This window comes from Tissierella pigra (assembly GCF_009695605.1).
Taxonomy (GTDB): Bacteria; Bacillota; Clostridia; order Tissierellales; family Tissierellaceae; genus Tissierella; species Tissierella pigra.
In genome coordinates, this window is sequence record NZ_VUNQ01000049.1 from 1 (window position 1) to 21763 (window position 21763).

General features: G+C 31.6%; 22 protein-coding genes. 3 read left to right on the forward strand and 19 right to left on the reverse strand.

Annotated elements, in window-relative coordinates:
• Positions 1–168: 168 nt before the first annotated feature.
• The 12 genes from FYJ83_RS16095 to nuoE all read right to left on the reverse strand — a co-directional run bounded on the left by FYJ83_RS16095 (position 169) and on the right by nuoE (position 12670).
• On the reverse strand, positions 169–660 hold the full coding sequence (locus tag FYJ83_RS16095; RefSeq protein WP_154442271.1) for a MogA/MoaB family molybdenum cofactor biosynthesis protein: 492 nt from the start codon (positions 658–660) through the stop codon (positions 169–171).
• Positions 661–674: 14 nt separating this feature from the next.
• Positions 675–1175 (reverse strand): molybdopterin-guanine dinucleotide biosynthesis protein B, encoded by a 501-nt coding sequence (gene mobB, locus FYJ83_RS16100; RefSeq protein WP_154442273.1) that lies wholly within the window; start codon positions 1173–1175, stop codon positions 675–677.
• A complete protein-coding gene (locus tag FYJ83_RS16105) occupies positions 1175–2407 on the reverse strand; it encodes a molybdopterin molybdotransferase MoeA (protein WP_154442275.1) in 1233 nt (410 codons plus the stop codon). The genes mobB and FYJ83_RS16105 overlap by 1 nt, the downstream gene beginning before the upstream one ends.
• A 9-nt stretch (positions 2408–2416) precedes the next feature.
• Positions 2417–3439: a molybdopterin-binding protein gene (locus tag FYJ83_RS16110; RefSeq protein ID WP_154442277.1), complete on the reverse strand. Its 1023-nt coding sequence runs from the start codon at positions 3437–3439 to the stop codon at positions 2417–2419.
• Positions 3440–3571: 132 nt separating this feature from the next.
• Complete coding sequence (locus tag FYJ83_RS16115) at positions 3572–4642, reverse strand: sulfate/molybdate ABC transporter ATP-binding protein (protein WP_154442279.1); 1071 nt, start codon at positions 4640–4642, stop codon at positions 3572–3574.
• Entirely contained in the window at positions 4623–5297 is a 675-nt protein-coding gene (modB, locus tag FYJ83_RS16120; RefSeq protein ID WP_154442281.1) for a molybdate ABC transporter permease subunit, read from the reverse strand. Before modB ends, FYJ83_RS16115 begins: the two co-directional genes overlap by 20 nt.
• Before the next feature lie 16 nt (positions 5298–5313).
• Positions 5314–6147, reverse strand: a complete 834-nt coding sequence (gene modA, locus FYJ83_RS16125; protein ID WP_154442283.1) for a molybdate ABC transporter substrate-binding protein — start codon at positions 6145–6147, stop codon at positions 5314–5316.
• Positions 6148–6368: 221 nt separating this feature from the next.
• Positions 6369–9062 carry a formate dehydrogenase subunit alpha gene (gene fdhF, locus FYJ83_RS16130; RefSeq protein ID WP_154442285.1) on the reverse strand — a complete coding sequence of 898 codons (2694 nt, stop codon included), beginning with the start codon at positions 9060–9062 and terminating at the stop codon, positions 6369–6371.
• Positions 9063–9136: 74 nt separating this feature from the next.
• Positions 9137–9592 (reverse strand): ferritin-like domain-containing protein, encoded by a 456-nt coding sequence (locus FYJ83_RS16135; RefSeq protein WP_154442287.1) that lies wholly within the window; start codon positions 9590–9592, stop codon positions 9137–9139.
• Positions 9593–9626: 34 nt separating this feature from the next.
• Positions 9627–10571 (reverse strand): NADH-quinone oxidoreductase subunit G, encoded by a 945-nt coding sequence (locus FYJ83_RS16140; RefSeq protein ID WP_154442289.1) that lies wholly within the window; start codon positions 10569–10571, stop codon positions 9627–9629.
• A gap of 16 nt (positions 10572–10587) precedes the next feature.
• Positions 10588–12165: an NADH-ubiquinone oxidoreductase-F iron-sulfur binding region domain-containing protein gene (locus tag FYJ83_RS16145; protein ID WP_229768623.1), complete on the reverse strand. Its 1578-nt coding sequence runs from the start codon at positions 12163–12165 to the stop codon at positions 10588–10590.
• A gap of 19 nt (positions 12166–12184) precedes the next feature.
• Positions 12185–12670 (reverse strand): NADH-quinone oxidoreductase subunit NuoE, encoded by a 486-nt coding sequence (gene nuoE, locus FYJ83_RS16150; protein WP_154442293.1) that lies wholly within the window; start codon positions 12668–12670, stop codon positions 12185–12187.
• Between the two features lie 305 nt (positions 12671–12975).
• On the opposite strand from nuoE, the gene FYJ83_RS16155 reads away from it, so the two are divergent.
• Both FYJ83_RS16155 and FYJ83_RS16160 read left to right on the forward strand, forming a co-directional pair.
• Positions 12976–13842 (forward strand): DUF4438 domain-containing protein, encoded by an 867-nt coding sequence (locus FYJ83_RS16155; protein WP_154442295.1) that lies wholly within the window; start codon positions 12976–12978, stop codon positions 13840–13842.
• A 7-nt stretch (positions 13843–13849) separates the two neighbouring features.
• Positions 13850–14149 (forward strand): DUF1294 domain-containing protein, encoded by a 300-nt coding sequence (locus FYJ83_RS16160; RefSeq protein ID WP_154442297.1) that lies wholly within the window; start codon positions 13850–13852, stop codon positions 14147–14149.
• A gap of 44 nt (positions 14150–14193) precedes the next feature.
• On the opposite strand, the gene FYJ83_RS16165 is transcribed toward FYJ83_RS16160, so the two are convergent.
• The 3 genes from FYJ83_RS16165 to FYJ83_RS16175 form a co-directional block, all read right to left on the reverse strand.
• Entirely contained in the window at positions 14194–14808 is a 615-nt protein-coding gene (locus FYJ83_RS16165; protein ID WP_154442299.1) for an acetate uptake transporter, read from the reverse strand.
• A 91-nt stretch (positions 14809–14899) separates the two neighbouring features.
• Positions 14900–15577 (reverse strand): uracil-DNA glycosylase, encoded by a 678-nt coding sequence (locus FYJ83_RS16170; RefSeq protein WP_154442301.1) that lies wholly within the window; start codon positions 15575–15577, stop codon positions 14900–14902.
• A gap of 84 nt (positions 15578–15661) precedes the next feature.
• Positions 15662–16738, reverse strand: coding sequence for an NAD(P)H-dependent flavin oxidoreductase (locus tag FYJ83_RS16175; protein WP_154442303.1), 1077 nt, complete (start codon positions 16736–16738; stop codon positions 15662–15664).
• A gap of 150 nt (positions 16739–16888) precedes the next feature.
• Between FYJ83_RS16175 and FYJ83_RS16180 the strand changes: the two genes are divergently transcribed.
• Positions 16889–18013 (forward strand): hypothetical protein, encoded by a 1125-nt coding sequence (locus FYJ83_RS16180; RefSeq protein WP_154442305.1) that lies wholly within the window; start codon positions 16889–16891, stop codon positions 18011–18013.
• A 1-nt stretch (position 18014) separates the two neighbouring features.
• On the opposite strand, the gene FYJ83_RS16185 is transcribed toward FYJ83_RS16180, so the two are convergent.
• The 4 genes from FYJ83_RS16185 to FYJ83_RS16200 form a co-directional block, all read right to left on the reverse strand.
• Complete coding sequence (locus FYJ83_RS16185; RefSeq protein WP_154442307.1) at positions 18015–18584, reverse strand: acetylglutamate kinase; 570 nt, start codon at positions 18582–18584, stop codon at positions 18015–18017.
• 89 nt (positions 18585–18673) lie between these two features.
• Entirely contained in the window at positions 18674–19411 is a 738-nt protein-coding gene (locus tag FYJ83_RS16190) for a TIGR03915 family putative DNA repair protein (RefSeq protein ID WP_154442309.1), read from the reverse strand.
• Positions 19411–20697, reverse strand: a complete 1287-nt coding sequence (locus FYJ83_RS16195) for a putative DNA modification/repair radical SAM protein (protein ID WP_154442311.1) — start codon at positions 20695–20697, stop codon at positions 19411–19413. Before FYJ83_RS16195 ends, FYJ83_RS16190 begins: the two co-directional genes overlap by 1 nt.
• A 95-nt stretch (positions 20698–20792) precedes the next feature.
• Complete coding sequence (locus tag FYJ83_RS16200) at positions 20793–21638, reverse strand: undecaprenyl-diphosphate phosphatase (RefSeq protein ID WP_154442313.1); 846 nt, start codon at positions 21636–21638, stop codon at positions 20793–20795.
• Positions 21639–21763 lie beyond the last annotated feature (125 nt).

A 21763-nucleotide genomic window follows, 5' to 3' on the forward strand; every position in this document is an offset into this window, starting at 1 on the left:
ATATAAAATTATTGCCAAAACTATTCATTTTAATGCATAAAATAAAATAGTCTTGGCAAAGATAAAATCAAGATATTTAGTTGTAAGTTTTATCCAGTTTAATATTTCTTGTCAGATTAGAGATGAATGATTCTCTCTAAAGCACAAAGTTATTTACATTCTCTATCTTTATTTTCTAGCACATTCAGAGGCTTCGCCCTTTAGTATTTCTAATCCATGATGAACTGAGTCTAATATATAGTCTAAAGATTCCTTTACAGCCTTAGGGCTTCCAGGTAAATTTATTATTAGAGTTTGATTTCTTATACCTGATACTCCTCTAGATAACATTGCCCTTGGTGTGATTTGGAGACTATACTGTCTTATGGCTTCAGATATACCATTTGCCATTCTATTGCAAGCCTTTATAGTAGCTTCTGGAGTTACATCTCTAGGACTAAATCCTGTTCCACCAGTTGTTAATATTAAATCTACCTTCAATTCATCGGACATAAATATGATTTCTTCTAAAATTAGCTTTTCTTCATCTGGTACTATAGTTTTTCTTTCAACTTTATAGTCCTTCACTTCTACTATTTCAGCAATTAGGCTTCCTGATTTATCTTCTCTTTCTCCTAATGCTCCTTTGTCACTTGCAGTTATTATTCCAACTTTAAACATAGAAATCACTCCAATTAATTTATCTTATTTCTTAAAAACCTTTCTTCTATTAAATCAACTACTTCTTTAATCTCTGTAAAATCAAACTGAGGTATATTCTTATGAAAAGTTTTATCTGTTATAATGCCAAATAGTTCCTCATCCTTAGAATGTAGTTTTTCTGCTACTTCTTTTCTAAAAACTTCTAATTTAGGTTTATTCTCATTTTTATATCCTTCTGTTATTATAATATCTACATTATCAATCTTCTCTATTACAGCATCTAAAGTATATTCTTCTTCTACTTGTTCAATTATTGCCATCTTCCTTGGAGACGATATACTGACAACATTTGCCCCTGCCTCAGCATGAAGCCATGTATCTTTTCCAGGTTTATCTATTTCAAAACCATGAACATCGTGTTTTATGGTTCCAACTCTATAGCCTCTATTTCTTAATTCACTTATGATTTTACACAAGACTGTGGTTTTACCGACATTTGATTTACTTCCAACAACTGAAAATACAGGAATCATTATTCCACCTCTAAATAATTTATTAATTCTACTTTTATTTTATCACCTTTTTTATAAGGCCCTGTATTTGCCTTTACAAGAAATAGAGAATTCTTTCCTGATAAACTGGATAATACTCCTGAACTATGTTTATTAGGTAGACTTGTATAATATTGTCCATTCTTTTTATATGTGTAGCCCCTAACATATCTATCTTGATTGCTGATTTTAATAAAATCATCTTCTAATATGGAGTCTATTTCCATTAGGTCATATTTCTCTTTTCCAGCTAGTCTAAGTATTATTGGTCTTACAAATTGTTCAAAAGTAATAAAAGCTGCTGCTGGATTACCTGATAATCCAAATAAAAATTTATTTCCGTGTTTCCCTACAACTATAGGCGAGCCTGGTTTCATTTGAGTTTTCCAAAATAAGATGTTTCCCCCTATTTCATGAAATACTTCTTTTATAATATCTGCATCTCCTACAGATGCCCCTCCTGTTGTAACTACAATATTAGCCCACTTTAAAGCTTCTTCCAATATTTTTTTTGCTTCCTCTATATTATCTTTACAAATTCCTAATATTCTAGCATCGCCACCCCATCTTTTGGCTTGGGCTGCTATGGTATAAGAATTACTATTTCTAATTTTTCCTTCTTTTAATTCTTCATAAATGTCTACCAATTCATCACCTGTAGCCAAAATAGCCACCTTAGGTTTAGCATATACCTTTATTCTACTTATACCTAATGAAGCCAATATGCCTATTTCTGCTGAATCAATTATTACTCCTTTAGAAAGAACTACATCTCCTACTTTTATGTCCTCTCCTTTTTTGACAATATTGGATTCTGGCTCTAAATGATGAAATATTTTTACATCTTTGTCTGTAAATTCTGTGTCCTCATATTTCATAACTACATTTGCACCTTCTGGTATCTTTGCCCCTGTCATTATCCTTATGGCTTCACCATTTCCAATGGACTTTGTACTTACATAACCTGCTTGTATGGAATCTATAACCTTTAATGTTGTGGGGAAATCTTTAGCTGCATTTAATGTATCTTCTGATTTATAAGCGTATCCGTCAAGAGGCGATCTATTAAATGGTGGTATATTTATATTAGATTTAATGTTTTCAGCCAAAACATAACCTTGACTTTCCAATAAAGAAATTTCTATAATGGAAGTCTCTATATATTGTTCCTCCAATATTCTATTTGCCTCTTCTATTGAAATATTTGTTTTCATTTTTCCTCCTTAGTGTTTTCCAAAATGACAATTCGGGAATGTACATACTTCACAAGATATACACTGTCCTCCATATCCCATTCTAGAAATATCCTTTCTGTAAATCTTTTCTCCAGCCATTACTTTAGGTAATAACAAATCAAATGCTGTAGTCTTTGCAAACATTACACAACCTGGCAGTCCAAATACTGGTATATCATCTAAATAGGCAAATAAAAGCATGGCTCCTGGTAAAATTGGAGTTCCATAGGTAATAATATTTGCACCTGTAGCTTTTATAGCTCCTGGAGTCTTATCGTCTGGGTCTACAGACATTCCTCCTGTAACTATAATAAGTTCTGCTCCTTTTTCCTTTGCAGCTAATATCTTTTCCTTAATAGTTTCTAATTCATCTGGAACTATTTCTTTATAAAATATTTCTGAACCAAAGAATTTTAACTTTTTCTCAATTACTGGACCAAATTTATCTTCAATTCTCCCTTTATAGACTTCAGAACCTGTTACTATTAGTGCAGTCTTAAATTTTTTAAAGGGTTTAACTTGAAACATGGGCTCTTTATCCTTTGCTAATTCTTCTATCTTATATATATTCTCCTTCTTCGTAGTTAAGGGAATTATTCTGCATCCACCTAGTAAATCTCCCTTATTTACATATCTATCTCCATGTATTGTAGCCACACAAATATCTCCAATATCGTTGACTTCATCTAGTAAATCTCTGTTGATTTTTAAAAGACCTTTATATTCAGGGTTTATATTTATTTTTCCTTCTTTTGGTTCAGAAAAAGAAATTCCTGAACCTGCAAATAATTCTCCTAATCTTACAGCAGCTTCATCTTCATGAAACTCATCTTCACTTAAATCAAAAACATAAATATGCTCTTTTCCTATTCTTAAAAGTCTTTCTATATCATTTTCAGTAATAATATGACCTTTTTTAAATGCTACTCCTTTAAATTCTCCAGGAACTATTTCTGTTATATCATGACCTAATACCATACCAACTGCATCTTCTGTTCTTATAACATTCATTAGTATCACTCCAATATGATTAAATATTTATGGTTAAATTATATAAATTTTGTCTGACTATTTCAACAATATCTTGCTAAAACCAATATAAATGTTTTAAAACAGCCAAAATAGTGGCTGTTTTCTTGGGTTTTACTTATTTAACAATAATAGATTTTTTTTATTAAAATGCAAATATATTGACTTTTTATTTTCTATACCCTTAAATTGACTTTCTGAAACCTCCATATAAATTTTTTGAGTTTCATAATCTTTTATCCTTGGTGAAAGAACTAAAGTATGTGAGAATAAATTATCAATTACATTGAGTATATTAAATTCAAAGGTATTATCTTCTTTATTATCTTCACTGACTTTTAAATGCTCAGTGTAAATACCTACAAATTTTACATCATCATCCACTTCATTACAATTTAATTCCAAACCTAAGTCAACAGCATATACCTTGTTCTCGGAAATCTTCTTTGCTTTTGAAATGTTTTTGCATCCTGTTAAAACTGCTGCTGCATAAGTAGTAGGACGATTAAATATTTCTTCCCTAGAGTTTATTTCTTCTATTTTCCCTTTATTAAATACTGCTACTTTTTCACATATTCTAAAAACTTCATCTTTATTATGAGAAACATACAAAGTATTTCCACCATAGGTTCTAAGTATGGATATTATCTCTTGTTCCATTCGCCATCTTAAATGTTCATCTAAAGCAGAAAAGGGTTCATCTAGCATGAGTATTTCTGGTTCATTGACTAACATTCGGGCTAAAGCTACTCTTTGCTGCTGTCCACCTGATAGTTGATGAGGATAATTATTTTCCAAGCCTTTCAATGAAAAGGCTTCTATTTTCTCATTTATTATTTCATTTTTATTGTTGCGATCCTTAGGTACTGCAATAGCAATGTTTTCTCTTAAAGTCATATTGGGAAAAAGAGCATAGCTTTGAAATAATAGTCCTACTTTCCTCTTCTGAGGTAATAGGTTAATCTTCTTTTTGCTATTAAATAATATTCTATTATTTAATATAATCTCTCCTTCATCTGGCTTTTCTATTCCAGCTATACATTTTAATGTCATACTCTTGCCACATCCAGATGCACCTAAAAGAGCCATGGTTTCACCGTTGGTTTCAAACTCTATATCCAACTTAAAATTATCAAACTCTTTTTTTATATTAACATAAAGAATCTTAATTACCTCCTTTCCCAACTTTTACTACTTGCATCTTTTCAAATTTATTCATTACTATCATGGATACAAGTGAAATCCCAACCATTATTGCTACCCACTTATATGCTAAGGTTCTATTTCCTGCCTGAACAGCACTATAAACTGCCACTGCCATGGTCTGAGTCTTTCCAGGAATATTTCCAGCAAGCATTATGGTAGCTCCAAATTCTCCCAATGCCCTAGCAAATGCCAATATGGTTCCTGCCATTATACTAGAAAAACTATTAGGAAGCATTATCTTTAGAAATATCTTATGATTGGACAATCCCAAGGTCTTAGCAACATAAATCATATTTCTATCCAGTTGTTCAAATGCTCCTCTAACAGTTCTATACATCAATGGAAAAGATACTACAGCAGAAGCTATTATAGTTGCAGCTTCTGAAAAAACTATGAATATATCATATGAGCTTAAAAACTTTCCTATTATACTATTCTTCCCTAACAATACTAAAAGGAAAAAACCCAGTACAGTAGGGGGTAGAACTAGCGGAATGGTTAAAATACCATCCACTAGTCCCTTTGCTTTATCTAACTTTGTAGTAAAATAAGCTGCATAGATTCCAAAGACAAATGTTATCATAGTTGCTATTACAGCTGCCTTTAGAGATATTAATAATGGAGAATAATTCATATTATTTCCTCAGTTTCTATTTAATTGAGAAACCATATTTTTCAAATGTTTTCTTGGATTCATCAGTAGACAAGAAATCTAAAAACGCCTGTGCTCTATCGGGATTCTTGCTTTCCTTAACTACTCCAACTGGATAACTAACTTCTTTATGGCTTTCCTCTGGTGCTTCTGTAACAATATTTATACTGTCTGATGTATAAGCATCTGTTGCATAAACAATACCACAATCAACTTCTCCGCTTTCTACCCAAGTAAGTACTGTTCTTACATCACTGCCTAGTATAAGTTTTGGTTCTACTTTATCTTTTATATTAAGATTCTCAAATATCTCTTCACTATATTGTCCTACTGGAACATTACTAGGATCTCCTACAGCGATTTTTTTAACATCATCCTTAGTTAAATCTTCAAAGGATTTAATATCTAAATCACTGTCTTTTGGAGTAATAAGTACTACTTTATTTACCAATAAAGTCTTTATAGATTCATTTAACATAAGATCAGCATCTTCTAATGCCTTCATTTGTTTTTGTGCTGCTGACATGAATATATCAACTGGTGCACCTTCCTCTATTTGTGCTTGTAAAGCTCCTGAACTTCCAAAAGTATAATCTATTGTAGTTTCAGGCTCTATGGCTTTATAATCTTCTCTTAATTCTTCTAAAACATCTGTTAAACTTGCTGCTGCTGAAATTAATAATTCAACTTGTTCTTTTGGTTGTTGTTCAACTTGGTCAACTGGTTCTACATCTCCTTGTTCTTGCTGGGCTGGTTTCTTGCTACATCCTCCTAGTAGACTTATGGAAATAATCCCTACTAACATAAATGCTAAAAATTTTTTAATTTTCATTTTTGTCCTCCTTATTTATATTATCTAGAACCTTTTCTAGATTTAAACTATAGTTATTATAAATAGCCAATACTCTTTTTTGAGAGTAACGAAAATATTTTTTTATCGCCTCCATGGCGATTACTATTTTTACTATATACAAGGCTTGTGGATAGCCTTAATATAAATTTATTTCAATAGATGGTTTCTGGTTATAGAAACCATCTATTGAATATTGTTTATTATTTAGGTAATTCTCCTTCTTTCGCCTTTTCTACTTTTACTGCTGAAATCTTATATTCAGCAGTCTTAGTAACAGGGTCAAAAGCTGCATTAGTCAATTCATTTACTGGTGATTCTTTGTAGTGGAATGTCATAAACATCATTCCTGGTTTCACTTTATCAGTTATGGTTACTTTTGTCAATATGGAGCCTCTCCTTGATGTTACCCTTATTACGTCTTCTTCTTTTACATCTAATTTTGCTGCGTCTACAGGGTTCATCTCTGCAAGTTCATGAGGTCTTATATCGTTTAATTTCTTAGAATGTCTAGTCATTATATTGTAATGATATAACATTCTTCCAGTTGAAAGAAGTATTGGATAATCATCACATACTAACTCTGCTGGTGCTTCATATTCTACTGGAACCATAAGTCCTTGTCCTCTTGGGAATGTTCCCTTATGAAGATAAGGTGTACCTGGATGTTCCTCTGTTGGACATGGCCATTGTAATCCTATTTTATCTATTCTAGCATAGGTTATACCTCTATAACTAGGAGTAGTTTCTCTTATTTCATTGAATATATCTTCAGAAGTCTTGTAATCAAAACCTTCTGCCCCTAGCCTTGTAGCTACTTCACTTAAAACTTTCCAATCAAGTCTAGCTTCTCCTGGTGCTTCTACAGCTTTTCTTACTCTTTGAACTCTTCTTTCTGTATTTGTAAATGTACCATCTTTTTCAGCATAACAAGTTGCTGGAAATATTACATCTGCAAACTTAGCTGTTTCTGTTAAGAATAAGTCTTGTACTACTAAGAAGTCTAGATTCTCTAAGGACTTTTTAACATGATTTGCATCTGGATCTGTAAGTACAGGATCCTCTCCCATAATGTACATTGCCTTAACATTTCCTAAAAGAGCCTCATCTAACATCTCTGGTATTCTAAGACCATTTTTACTGTTTATTTTTGTATTCCAGTATTCTTCAAAGAATTTTATATTCTTTTCTTCAGATAAGCTTTGGTATCCTGGCAATGTATTAGGAAGAGCGGCCATATCACAAGCCCCTTGAACGTTATTCTGTCCACGTAAAGGATTTATTCCTGCATTCTCTAATCCAAGGTGTCCTGTTAACATAGCAAGATTTGCAAGGTTCATAACGTTTGCTGTTCCTGTTGTATGCTCTGTTATTCCCAGTGTATAGAATATACCTGCTTTTTTAGTACTTGTATATAGTTTCGCAGTTTCATATAAAATATCCTCTGGTATTCCTGTAATTCTAGCCACTACTTCTGGCGAATAGTTTTCTATGGTTTCTAATACACTCTCAAATCCTGTACAACGACTTTCTATAAATTCTTTGTCATGCCATCCTTCTTTAACAATTATGTGCATCAATCCATTTATTAAGGCCGCATCTGTACCTGAATTCAAAGGCAACCATAAAGCAGCCATTTCCGCTAATTCTGTACGACGTGGATCTATTACTATGAGTTTTGATCCATTTTTAGCTGCTTTTTTCATCTTATTTCCAATTATTGGATGAGCCTCTGTAGCATTTGATCCAATAATAAATAGTACTTCATTTCCTTCTACTTCTCCAATGGAGTTAGACATAGCTCCACTTCCCAATGTAGTTGCAAGACCTGCAACTGTAGGGGCATGTCAGGTTCGAGCGCAGTGATCTACGTTGTTAGTTCCTATGGCAACTCTCATCATCTTTTGGAACACAAAGTTATCTTCATTTGTACAACGTGCAGAACTTAAACCTGCTATTGCATCTCCTCCAAATTGATCTCTTGTGTTTTTAAGATTTTCAACTACTAAGTTTATGGCTTCATCCCAACTAGATTCTACAAATTCTCCATCTTTTTTAATCAATGGCTTAGTAATTCTATCTGGACTATTTATAAAGTCTATATGATACCTTCCTTTAACACAAAGGGACTTTCCATTTACTGGTGACTCTGGATTTGGAGTTACTCCTACTACTTTTCCATCTTTAACATTTAAGTCAAAATTACATCCCGTACCACAGAAAGGACAAGTAGTACGAACTTTCGTTACTTCCCAAGGTCTAACCCCTTTTAATTGTTTGTTTATAAGAGCTCCTGTAGGACAGGCAGTTATACATTGACCGCACATTCTACAATTCTTATAGTCAATAGGATTATCAAACCCTGTTGTAACTTTGGAGTTAAATCCTCTTCCTGTGAAATCAATAGTTGAAGTTACTTGAATTTCGCTACATACTCTAACACATTTTCCACAAAGTATACATTTACTTTGGTCTCTTTCCATAACTGGATTTAAACTATCTATTGCATAATTCTTTACTTCGCCTTTAAAAGAACCTTCTTTTACTCCATATCTATAGCATAAGTCTTGAAGTCCACATTCTCCAGACTTTTCACAAGTTAAGCAATCCTGGGGATGGTTTGAATATAGAAGGTCCAAAATATCTCTACGAGTTTTAACTACCTTTTCAGACTCTGTATTTACAACCATTCCTTCTCTTACTTTAGCTGAACAAGATGCTACAAGGTTCTTAGACCCTTCCACTTCTACTACACATAATCTACATCCACCAAAGGGTGTAAGTTCTTTGTCATGGCATAAAGTTGGAATATTTACTCCATTCTCTCGAGCAGCTTCTAATATGGACATTCCTTCTTCTGCCTCAATGGTTTTTCCATTCATAATAAACCTAATCATATTTTCGCCTCCATACGCTACTAATACATTTTAAAATTTAATTGGCTATTCTAATTATATGCAAATTCCTCGTACTACCAAACTTCGTTATATGCAATATTAACATAGACATCTTCCAGTCTAGTTTTGTGCATTTGTTCCATTTTCATAAGCCCAATAAAAAGCTTCTTTTGTTCATCATCTAAGGATATTTCAGATAAGTTCTTATACATATCCATTGCTTCTTCTTCATTTTTTATTGCCAAGGCAATAGCATCTGTAAACTGTATTTCTACAGTTAGTTTTGGCTTATCTATGGTTTCTGCTAGTTTATAGTCACTAGTTTCATCTATTCTTATTTCCTTAGCTCCACTTTTTAGAAAATCTTCTAAAAACCTTTTATGATTCAATTCTTCTTCAGCTAATTCTTCAAAAGTCTTTTTTAGATGATGGTCTTTAACTTTTATAGCAGCATCTCTATAGAATTCATATGCTTCTACTTCATTATTTACAGCAAATTCTATAACTGATTTAAATTCATGCTTGTCCATCATTGACCCTCCTTATGGATTTGTATACTAAAGATTACTCTTCATCCTTCTTTTCTAATTTTTCTATTTTATCAATTACGTTTGATAATCCCAAAGCTTTAGTCCAAGTAGTTTCATTAAACTTTCCACCTATTTTTCTATAAGGTGTATCTGGATTATCTACATTTAACAATTCTGTCGTAAGTCTTCCTTTTAAGCATAATGGTCTGCCATTAGATGGTGCTTTTGCTCTTACAGCAACTTTCTCATTATCCTTAGACAAGACTTCAAACTCACAGCCATAATCGCATACTTTACAATTTATAGTCTTAATATCTGCTTCCCATGCTCTTGTCTTTCCTATTAATCTTTTATCAACTAAGGCACCAACAGGACATACTGTTACACATCTATTACAAGATACACATTTAGAAGCAGCAAATGTTTTATCAGAGTCTAAAACTATCTTGGTATCATACCCTCTTTCAGCAAAGGCTAAAACTTCTCTTTCTCCTTTTATTTGAGAACAAGTTCTTACACATTTTCCACATAAAATACATTTACTATTGTCCTTCAATATATATGGACTTGAAGTATCCATAAGTTCTGGTCTCATGGCTCCATCATGTTTTCTAAATTTAACACCATATTTATATGAATATTTTTGTAGTAAACATTCACCTGCTTTTTGACAAGTTAAACAATCATTTGGATGACTATCTAATAATAGTTGTAAAATATCTTGTCTTGCTTTGATTACTTTTTCAGTTTCAGAGTTTACAACCATTCCCTCTCTAACCTTTACAGAGCAAGATGTCTCTAATTTTTTACTTCCCTCTATTTCAACTACACATAATCTACAGGCTGATACAACTTCTAGATTTGGATCATAGCAAAGGGCTGGAATTTCTATACCAAGTTCTTTAGCAGCTTGAATTATAGAGTAGTCTTCAGGTACTGTAATCTGTTTCCCATCTATTGTGAGTGTTACATTTTTCATGACATTACCTTCCTTTCTATCTCTTAATTACTGCTCCAACTGGACATACTGAAGCACAATTGCCACATTTAATACATCTATCAGTGTCTATTACATGTCTTTCTTTTAATTTTCCATCGATACAAGATGTAGGACAGTTTCTAGCACATTTAGTACATCCTATACATTTATCTGTAATATAGAATTCTAGAAGTGCTTGACAGGCACCTGCTGGACATTTCTTCTCATTTACATGAGCCTCATATTCTTCTCTAAAGTAGTGTAATGTACTAGTTACAGGATTTGCAGCAGTTTGTCCCAATCCACAAAGTGAAGCTGAACTAATTGTATCTGCTAAGGATTCCATTCTTGCAATATCTTCTTCTGTACCTTCTCCTGAAGTTATTTTTTCCAATAATTCCAACATTCTTTTTGTACCTTCTCTACATGGTACGCATTTACCACAGGATTCTTCTACTGTAAAGTCAAGGAAGAATCTAGCAATATCTACCATACAATCTGTTTCATCCATTACAACCATTCCACCTGAACCCATTATTGAGCCAATTTTAGCCAAGGATTCAAAGTCTACTGGAGTATCTAGTAAATCAGCTGGAATACATCCTCCTGATGGTCCACCAGTTTGTACAGCTTTAATGGCCTTATCATCTGCTACTCCCCCACCAATATCAAAAACTATCTCTCTTAAAGGCATTCCCATTGGCACTTCCACAAGTCCTGCATTCTTTACTTTTCCTACTAATGCAAATACCTTAGTTCCTGGAGACTTTTCAGTTCCTATGCCTCTGAACCACTCCGTTCCTCTTTGGAATATTACAGGTACATTTGCTAAAGTTTCTACATTGTTAATAACAGTTGGTTTTTGCCATAAACCCTTTTGAGCTGTTCTATATATCTTAGTTCTTGGCATACCTCTCTTACCTTCAATGGATTCCATAAGAGCTGTACCTTCACCACATACAAAAGCTCCTGCTCCAAGTCTTAGTTCTATATCAAAATTAAAACCTGTTCCCAATATATTGTTTCCTAACAATCCATATTCTTTAGCTTGTTCTATGGCTTGTTTAAGTCTTTTAACAGCCAATGGATACTCTGCTCTAACATAGATAAATCCTTGATCAGCACCTATAGCATATCCTGCTATTGCCATACCTTCAAGTACTGAATGAGGGTCCCCCTCAAGAATAGACCTATCCATAAATGCACCTGGATCTCCTTCGTCTGCATTACATATTACATATTTTTTATCTGAATCATATTTAAAAGCCTCAGCCCATTTTCTACCTGCTGGGAAGCCTGCTCCACCTCTACCTCTCAAATTTGATTCAACCATAGTATTGATAACGTCTTCTGGTTTCATCTCAGTAAGGATTCTTCCTAAAGATGTATAACCGTCAAGTGCTATGTACTCATCAATACTTTCTGGTCTAATTATTTCACAGTTTCTCAAGGCTATTCTGGTTTGTTTTCTATAATAGTCACCCTTTAATATAAAATTGCCATCTTTTACTTCTGTATTATCTTCTTCTTTTAATCTTTCTTCTAAGACTAGTCTAGATTTTTCTTTTAACTCCTGCAACTTTTCTAAAGTCATCATAGTTCTTACCTCCGAATTATCTATATTTTTCTATTATAGCTTTAATGTCTTCTGGCTTTAACTTACCATGTGTATCATCATTTATGTTTATAACTGGTGCTAATCCACAAGCTCCTATACATCTAGTAGGTGTAATAGAGAATTTAAGGTCTGGTGTAGTTCCACCACATTTTATTCCTAAAACATTTTCAATCTCTGCAAGTACTTTTTCTGCTCCTTTAACATAACAAGCTGTTCCTAAGCATACTGAAATATTGTTTTCTCCCTTTGGAATAAATGTAAATTGGGAATAGAATGTAGCTACACCATATATTTCAGATAATGGTATATTTAAATCTTTAGATACAATTTCTAAGATTTCATTAGGAAGGTATCCAAATTTTACCTGGGCTTCTTGTAATACAGGCATTAAAACTCCTTGCTTGTCCCTATTTTCTTTGATGAAATCTCTAAATTCTTGAATCTTTTCTTTATTTTCTTCTAAATTAAATTTAAATTCCATAATAGCCTCCTCTTAAATATTATTTGAAAATAGACAGCAACTAAGTTGCTGTCTATTTTCATATGTAGTTATCATATAAGCAGTATCTTATTTGTATGTCATTAATCAACATCTTTTATGGATTTTTGTTATACTTTAATCTAATAAGCATATTAATTTTATAATAATCAATAAATTTTGTCAACATTATGATTATTTTAACAATCTTCGGGTATATCAAAGGTTTAAGGTACTTTTAAATCTATGGAAACATTTCCATCTTTTATGTAGTATAATCTATATATATTGATAAAGGAGTGATGATTTTGTTAAAAACTAATAAAGACAAATTAGTAATTCAATCGGTTCAAGGGAAAATTCATAGTCCTGCCATGGGACCAAGCCCCTATAGAATAAGTCATGATGGCAAACCTATGATACTGCATGGTGTTGGTGGAATTACTTATAATTTCCAAATTGGTGATTCCTGTATGGATCTTATAGGTGATCATGTGGAACCAGGAGTAAGTATGAGAAATGAAGATAAAATGGAAAATCAAGCATTAATGGTTTTATCCTGTGTTGGTAATGAAGCCAAAGTAGTATCAGGAGATGCAAAGGGTGCAAAGGGATTTGTTACAGGAATGCACGGTGGAATTGAACATGTTTTAGTATATTTTCCACAAGAGGATTTGGAAAAGATGGCTATAAATGACACTATTTTAATTAAAGCAAATGGTCAAGGCTTAAGAATTGAAGGTCATGAAGATGTTTTAGTTATGAATTTAGACCCTAATTTATTTGAAAAATTAGAAATCAAGGAAAATGAAAATGGAGAACTGGAGGTTCCTGTAGTAACTGAAATACCAGCTCATCTAATGGGTTCAGGTATAGGCAGTTCTACTAGTTTATCTGGAGACTATGATATAACCACTGGTGATGAAGAAGCTGTAAAAGAATATGGTATAGATAAACTTAGATTTGGAGACTTAGTACTATTGAAAGACTGTGATAATACTTATGGTCGCCAATATTTAAAAGGTTCTGTAACTGTTGGAGTAGTAGTACACAGTAATTGTATATTAGCTGGACATGGCCCTGGAGTTACAGGACTTATTAGCTGTAAAACTTCTAAAATAAAGGGAATAAAAACAGAAGATGCTAATATTGCAAAATATCTTGGTGTAAAATAATTATAAAATGAAAGATATTCTAAACTTCAATAATAAAGAATCCTTGTTCTTAATTTATTTAGGTCTTATAAATTTCTCATCATTTTTAATGTTTTGGATAGATAAAAATAAGGCTCAAAAAAAACAATGGCGAGTGCCAGAATTCTATCTAATGGCTCTATCTTTTTTAGGTGGTTCCATAGGTTCTCTAATGGCTATGGTTTTATTTAAACATAAACTATCTAAAAAGAAGTTTTATATTGGTATTCCTTTATTTATTCTAGTTAATAAAATAATGGAGTTAATTGTATTTAATGGTATAAAATAAAAAATATGATAGACTAGTCTATCATATTTTTTATTTATAAGGATTTATTTAAATATTCCAAATGGTTTTCCCACTGGCAAAAATACTTTTCCAAAATGTTCATTTAATACTGAAGCACCTGAACCATAGAATGATAATAATGATATTATTAGTTCAGAATATGCTGCCAGTTTATGTGGAAATTCTCCCATGATTCCAAAAGAATCAAGTGTTAAACCAATAAATAATAGGTCTATAAAGAAGAAAATTAAAAATAATACCTTATGAGTCTCCATAGCACCTATAGTCATAAATACTGTAAAAATTAGATAGCCTAAAAATGCAAAACCTAATTGTTTTGGATCTACATTTGCTGCTAATTTTTCACCAAATACTCCCATTTGCATCATCCAAGATAATGCAACACCCATCCAAAAGAATCCATATGCTCCAAAAGCAGTTGTACCAAAAGTATTATTTCTCTTAGAGTCATTGATACAGGCAAATAACTGAGCAAAAGCACCTAAGAATATTGCCCAAGGTATTACAAAAGATAATCCTGTTGTAATTCCCAACTTTTGTGATGATGCTACTAATGTTACCATGGCTAGTCCAAATAGACCTATTGCAGATGGATCTGCGTTGACAATTTTTACATTTTCTGTATGAACTTTTTCCATAAAGTCCTCCTTAAAATTAATATAATCTCATATATAATACCATGTTTTAAATTAATTTCAAGTTAAACTTTTATCATTTTGAATGGAAATTTTATATATTTTCTATTTGCCAGTCTATAGGCTTCTTTCCTATGGATTCTAAAAACTTATTTGTCTTTGAAAATGGCTTAGAACCAAAGAAACCTCTACTGGCAGATAATGGACTTGGATGAACTGATGTTATTATATAATGTTTAGGATTTGTAATTAACATCCTTTTCTTTATGGCATTGTTTCCCCAAAGTATGAAAACTATAGGGTCATCCCTTTCATTTAATAGTTTTATTATATGGTCTGTGAAAATCTGCCATCCAATTTTACTGTGAGAATTAGCATCCCCTGCTCTAACTGTTAAAGATGTATTTAACAGAAGGACTCCTTCTTCTGCCCATTTTGTTAAAACTCCATTGTTGGGTATATAGCAACCTAAATCATCCTTTAATTCCTTATACATATTTACTAAAGAAGGTGGTATTCTCACTCCAGCTTTTACAGAAAATGCTAACCCATAGGCTTGATTTGGTCCATGATATGGGTCTTGACCTAAGATTACCACTTTAGTATCCTTATATGAAGTTAAATGTAAGGCATTAAATATATCATTCATATGAGGATATATTACCTTGGTATTATATTCATTAATTAAAAATGATCTAAGTTTTTGATAATACTCCTTCTCCATTTCACCTTCTAATAATTCTTGCCAATCGTTGTTAAATATTTTTTTCATTTCTCCACTCCTCACTCAAATATTATATAATTATTCTACCCCAAAATAGAAATAAAGCTAAGTCTTTTTGACTTAGCTTTATTTCTATTTAAGATATAATTGAGTTTCTTCAACTAATTCTTCCATTAAATCTTTAACTGACATTATTTTCTCTATTTTATATGAATTAGAGCCAGCAAATACAAATCCTGAATTAAGATTTCCCTTTTGTCCATTAATTAAAGCATTGGCTATACAATAATCCACCTCTGTAGGTTTACATGGTTTTAAACAATTTGTAATACATTTAATTGGCCTTCTTAGTCCACTTTTTGCATCTTCTATAAATTTATTATTTATAGCTCTTCCTATTAAGCCAACAGGACTATTGATTAAAATTATATCTTCTTCCTTTGCATTTACATAGGCTTCTTTAAATCCATCTTCAGCATCACATTCATAAGTTGCTGCAAATCTACTTCCCATTTGTACTCCTGATGCTCCTATTTTAATTAATTCCGCTATATCTTTTCCTTCTGTTATTCCTCCAGCTGCTATAACAGGAATTTGTCTACCATACTTTTCCTCAAAAGGTCTAATAGCTTCTAATACTTCTATTAATAAATTATCCAAATTCTTAGATGGATCTTTTAGTTCTTCCTTAGAAAATCCAAGATGTCCCCCTGCCTTTGGACCTTCTAATACAATTGCATCTGGAATAACATTATATCTTTTATCCCAAGTTTTACATATTAAAGTAGCTGCTCGGTCAGATGAAACAATAGGTACAACCTTTGTATCTGTTCCTTTAGTAAAGCTAGGTAGTGTTAACGGAAGACCTGCTCCTGAAAAGATTATATCTATTTTTTCCCTGACTGATTCTATAACTATTTCTTCAAAATTATTTAATACTGCCATTATATTGATACCTATAATACCACCTTTTGATATTTCCTTAGCTCTTCTGATATGGAATTTTAAAGCCCTTAAATTAGCCTCTTTCTTATTTTTATAATAATCGGGTTCATTAAATCCTATTTCTACACCAGATAATACCCCAATTCCTCCATTTAAAGCCACATTCCCTGCTAGGTTTGATAAAGAAATTCCAACTCCCATACCACCCTGTATAATGGGTATCTTTGCCACTAGATTTCCTATTTTTAATTTAGGTAACTCCATATTCTCCTCCATATAAAAGTATTAAGCTACTATAAAACTAGCTTAATACTTAGTATATATTTTTTTAGGTAAAAAGAGAAGTGCAATTTATTTAATTTTAGTATATAATGAATGGGAATTTATAGAATAGTATTGATTAGGGGTGATAGATTGAAAAAGAAAAAGAAATTTTTTAAAGCCATAATATTTCTTATGGTTTGTCTGTGTATTGGATTTTTTATAGGATTTATTTCAGATGTCTTTTTTAATGATGCCATAAATACATATATGGAAAAAACTAACTTATTTACATTACCTTCTTTCTTTTTATTGTTTATTATAGGATATTTAATACAAATAATTATCCATGAAGGGGGACATCTTATATTTGGTCTTATATCAGGATATTCCTTTGTATCCTTTAGAGTTGGTTCTTTTACTATAATAAATGATAATGGAAAGCTTAAACGTAAGAAATTTAATATACCAGGCACGGGAGGTCAATGCCTTATGATGCCACCAGAATTAAAGAATGGAACATTTCCTTTTATCCTTTATAATCTTGGTGGAGTTATAATGAATCTAGTAGCATCTATACTTGGGATACTAGTAGCAAGAAATGTAAATTCTCCATTTAATTTTATATGGTTCGTTTTTAGTATAAGTGGTATATTTGGTGTCTTAACCAATGGTATTCCAATGAAAATCGGTGGAATTGCAAATGATGCTTATAATATATTATCTATGTTGAAGGACAAAGATACTAGACAAGGTTTTTATATTCAATTAAGAGTAAATGGACTGCAAAGTCAAGGTATAAGGATTAAGGATATGCCTTTAGATACTTTTGAAGTAAAGGATGGCTCTGATCTTTCCAATCCTTTAAATACAGCTCTTAGACTAATGGAATTTAACTGGTATTTAGACAATATGGATTTTGAAAATGGAAAGAAATCTTTAGATACTCTTTTACCATATCTTGATAAAATCATTCCTGTATATAGAAATGAAATAAATTGTGAAAGAATATTTTTAGAACTTGTGGGAGATTGTGATAAAGACTTTATTGATAATTTATATAATAAAAATCTTAGAAAATATATAAAGATAGCAAAATTTATGATTAATAAAACGAGAATTCTTATGGCATATGAGACTTTTTATAATGATGATAAACATAAAGCAATGGAATATTATAAGAAGATATACAAATTAGCTGATAAATATCCAATAAAAGGAGAAGCTGATATGGAATTAATGTTGGCAGATTGGATTAAGGCAAAAATAAATTGCTAGGTTAACCTAGCAATTTATTTTTGCAAAATTTATAAGGAAATTGTTTAAGTATTCCATTATACATAATTTCTGCCATAACCATTACTTCCCTTTCAAGTTTATCATAAATGTTTATGCTTTCTCTATAGTTTCCATCAATCATTTCTCCTGTCATAGTCTTAACCATATCTAAGTAAATATATAACATAGCCCTCCAACTTTCATAGTGCCAATATGGATTAATAGAAGAAAGTAAATGTGAAATTTCATCTGCATTCTTATATAGCTTTTCATTTGTTTTTTCAGCTGCTTTAGTATCTCCTAGCATTGTATATTCCACTAGATTTCTTGCAAGACTTAAATTCTCTGTCAATAGATCACTAAATCTAAAAGCTACATTATCTTCATAAAAGACTCTCAAAAAGTAAGCAAAATCTGCTAGATTTCTAAGAAATCTAAATATTGCTGCCTCTTTATCTGGAGTTTTAAATATTATACTTACAAATACCATTCTAATCCACTCACTATGTTGGATCCACAACATACTAACTTCATTGATTAATTCCAGTTCCTTTCTATTAATATACTCCATTTAATCTCCACCTTTATATATTTTAGTATATAATATGTATGAAGATAAATAGAGTTAATAGAACATTGCCAGTAAATATGGTGAATTTTCTAATGCTTTTCCACCAAATACTTCCAATACCTCATAGGCATATTTCTTTTCTGAAGCTTTGGATTGATTTTATTTTCTATGGCTATGGACTTAAAATATTCCTTCCATAGCTCTTGATACTCTTCTTCCTCTTCTTTCATCACTAAGGAATCTGTAGGTTTTATATTTCTAATGACCCATTCTTCCTTATTATAAAACACTCCTACTCCCCGTTTTACATCATGAATTATCCAGTTTTCATTCGTCATTCTAGATTCAAAATGTGGTGCAATAAGTCCTATAATGTTATAATCTGGTTCTATTGCCCCATAGAATATCCCATTTTCCAACTCTTTAAATCTAAGAAGTCCTAACATTCCGTGCCGTTCCCTAGATACTTTCGCATATATGTTATTCATCATAAGAACAATATCATTAGATAAATTTAAATCTAATTGTGCCCCAAGTTTGAATCCTAATTGTATATATTTAAGTATTATTATGCCATGTCTAGGTAATTCAGATAAATAAACATAGAAGATTCTCCTTAAAGCTTCCCTAGAAATCTTATTTTCTATAGATTTATATACTGTACTAGATTTTTCCCCATCTGTTGGAATAAATATATTTTGTACCAAAAAATTCTCTTCTATATTATCTTCTGGAACTATATCATAAACATTGTCCTTTCTATAATAAGCCTCATAAACTGCCGTAAGTAATCCATCAAAACTGCCATCATAAATATAATGAATCATTAAAATTGTCCCCCTATTTCAATATATTTATCTTCAATGGATACTTGGTCAAATAAGGATAGCTGTTGATAATTACTAAATTTTATGGGTTTTTCAGTTAAATAATTTCGTATTATTTCACCATCCATGGATTTTACCCCATAATGTTTTCCTTTACAAGTAATGAAATACTGGGCTCTTTTAAGAACTATTCCTAATTTCTTTAAATCATAAAAATCTATAGCTGAAAACCTTCTTGCCTGAATTATTCGCATAGCTGATTTTACCCCAATACCTGGAACCCTTAAAAGCATATTATAGTCTGCTCTATTAATCTCCACTGGAAACAAATTAATATTTCTAAGTGCCCAATCACATTTAGGATCTAAGGCTAAATCAAAATCTGGTTTATTTTCATCTAATAGTTCCCCTGACTGAAATCCGTAAAATCTAAGAAGCCAGTCTGCTTGATAAAGTCTGTTTTCTCTTACAAGAGGCGGTGATTTAATTGCTGGTAATTTAGGATTAGTAGATACGGGAATAAAAGCTGAATAATATACTCTTTTAAGTCCATAGGAATTATACAATCCCTCCGATAGTCTAAGTACCTTTAAATCACTATCTGCTGTAGCACCTACTATTAACTGTGTAGTTTGTCCTGCAGGTACAAATTTGGGACTAAATCGAAATTTCTTCGTTTCTTCAATGGATTGAGTAATTCCAGCCTTAATTAATTTCATAGGTTTTAGAATACTTTCCTTGTTCTTCTTTGGTGCTAAAAGCTTTAGACCTTCTTCTGTGGGTAACTCAATATTTACACTCATTCTATCCACATATTTCCCTACTTTTTCAACAATTTCTTTATCTGCTCCAGGTATTGCCTTTGTATGAATATATCCATTGAATTTTTCTTCTTCCCTAAGTTTTTTTACTACTTGAAAAATCATTTCCATCGTATGGTTAGGAGATTTAAATACAGCAGAACTTAGGAATAACCCTTCTATATAATTCCTCTTATAGAAGTTTATAGTCAAATCAACTATTTCATCTGGCGTAAATGTCGCTCTTGGTAAATCATTGGAAAACCTATTAACACAATATGCACAATCATAAATACAATAATTAGTCATTAGAATCTTTAATAGAGAAATACACCTACCATCATCAGACCAGCTATGGCATATTCCACTGTTCTCTGCTGCTCCCAATCCTCCATTTTTATTTTTTCTATTGCTTCCGCTTGAGGAACAGGATACATCATATTTAGCCGCATCAGATAATATCCTTAATTTTTCTAAAACTTCCATACTAACACCCCGTCACTGAATATTCTTAGAAAAATTATATCATATAAAGAACAAGAGTTCAAACATATGTTTGAACTCTTGTTAATATTTATTTACTAAAATAATCCTTTGGCTCCTGCTATTAAAACTATAACTGCAAATACCATTCTATATATGGCAAATATTCTCATAGGTCTCTTCTTCAGATATGAAATAAACTTATTTATAACTACTAAAGCCACTATAAATGATACAAAAAATCCTACTGCTAAAGAAATTAGCTCTGCTGCGCTAAGTGCCAATATTCCTCCAATTTTATATATCTTTAATGTACTCATTCCTACCATAACTGGAATTGCTAAGAAAAATGAAAACTCTGCTGCCGCAACTGTAGAAAGTCCTGATACCCAACCACCTATAATAGTAGAGGCAGAACGAGACATTCCTGGAACAATGGCAAGACATTGAAATAACCCAACTGTAATAGCCTGTTTTACTGTTACATTTAACTCCTTTGTTTTAACCCTTTTATTCCTAAACTTATTTTCTGCATATATCATAAGTATTCCACCTACAAATAGTGTAATTGCTATGGATATTGGGTTAAATAAATATTTGTCTGCTAAATCATCCAATAATATTCCAAAAATTCCTCCCGGAATACAAGCTATAAATATCATAAACCAAAATCTAAATCCTGATTTCTCATATCCAACTTTTTGTGGAAAAAAATTCAAAAGGGTATCTTTTATTTTATTCCAATAGAGAATAACTACTGCTAATATTGCCCCTAATTGTATTACATATGTATACATCTCCACGTACTTAGGATTTGTTCCATTAAATCCAATTAAATTTTGAAAAATAACTAAATGACCTGTAGAAGATACTGGTAAAAACTCTGTTAATCCTTCTATAATACCTAGTATTATAGATTTTAGTGCCAAGAATATGGTGTCCATTTTCTACATCTCCTTTGCATATATTGTCAAACTTTTGATTTGACTTATATTTTAATTATATGAATATAAAATACATTTTATCATAATCGTATTGGTTATTCCACTTTTAGATAGTCCTATTTTAG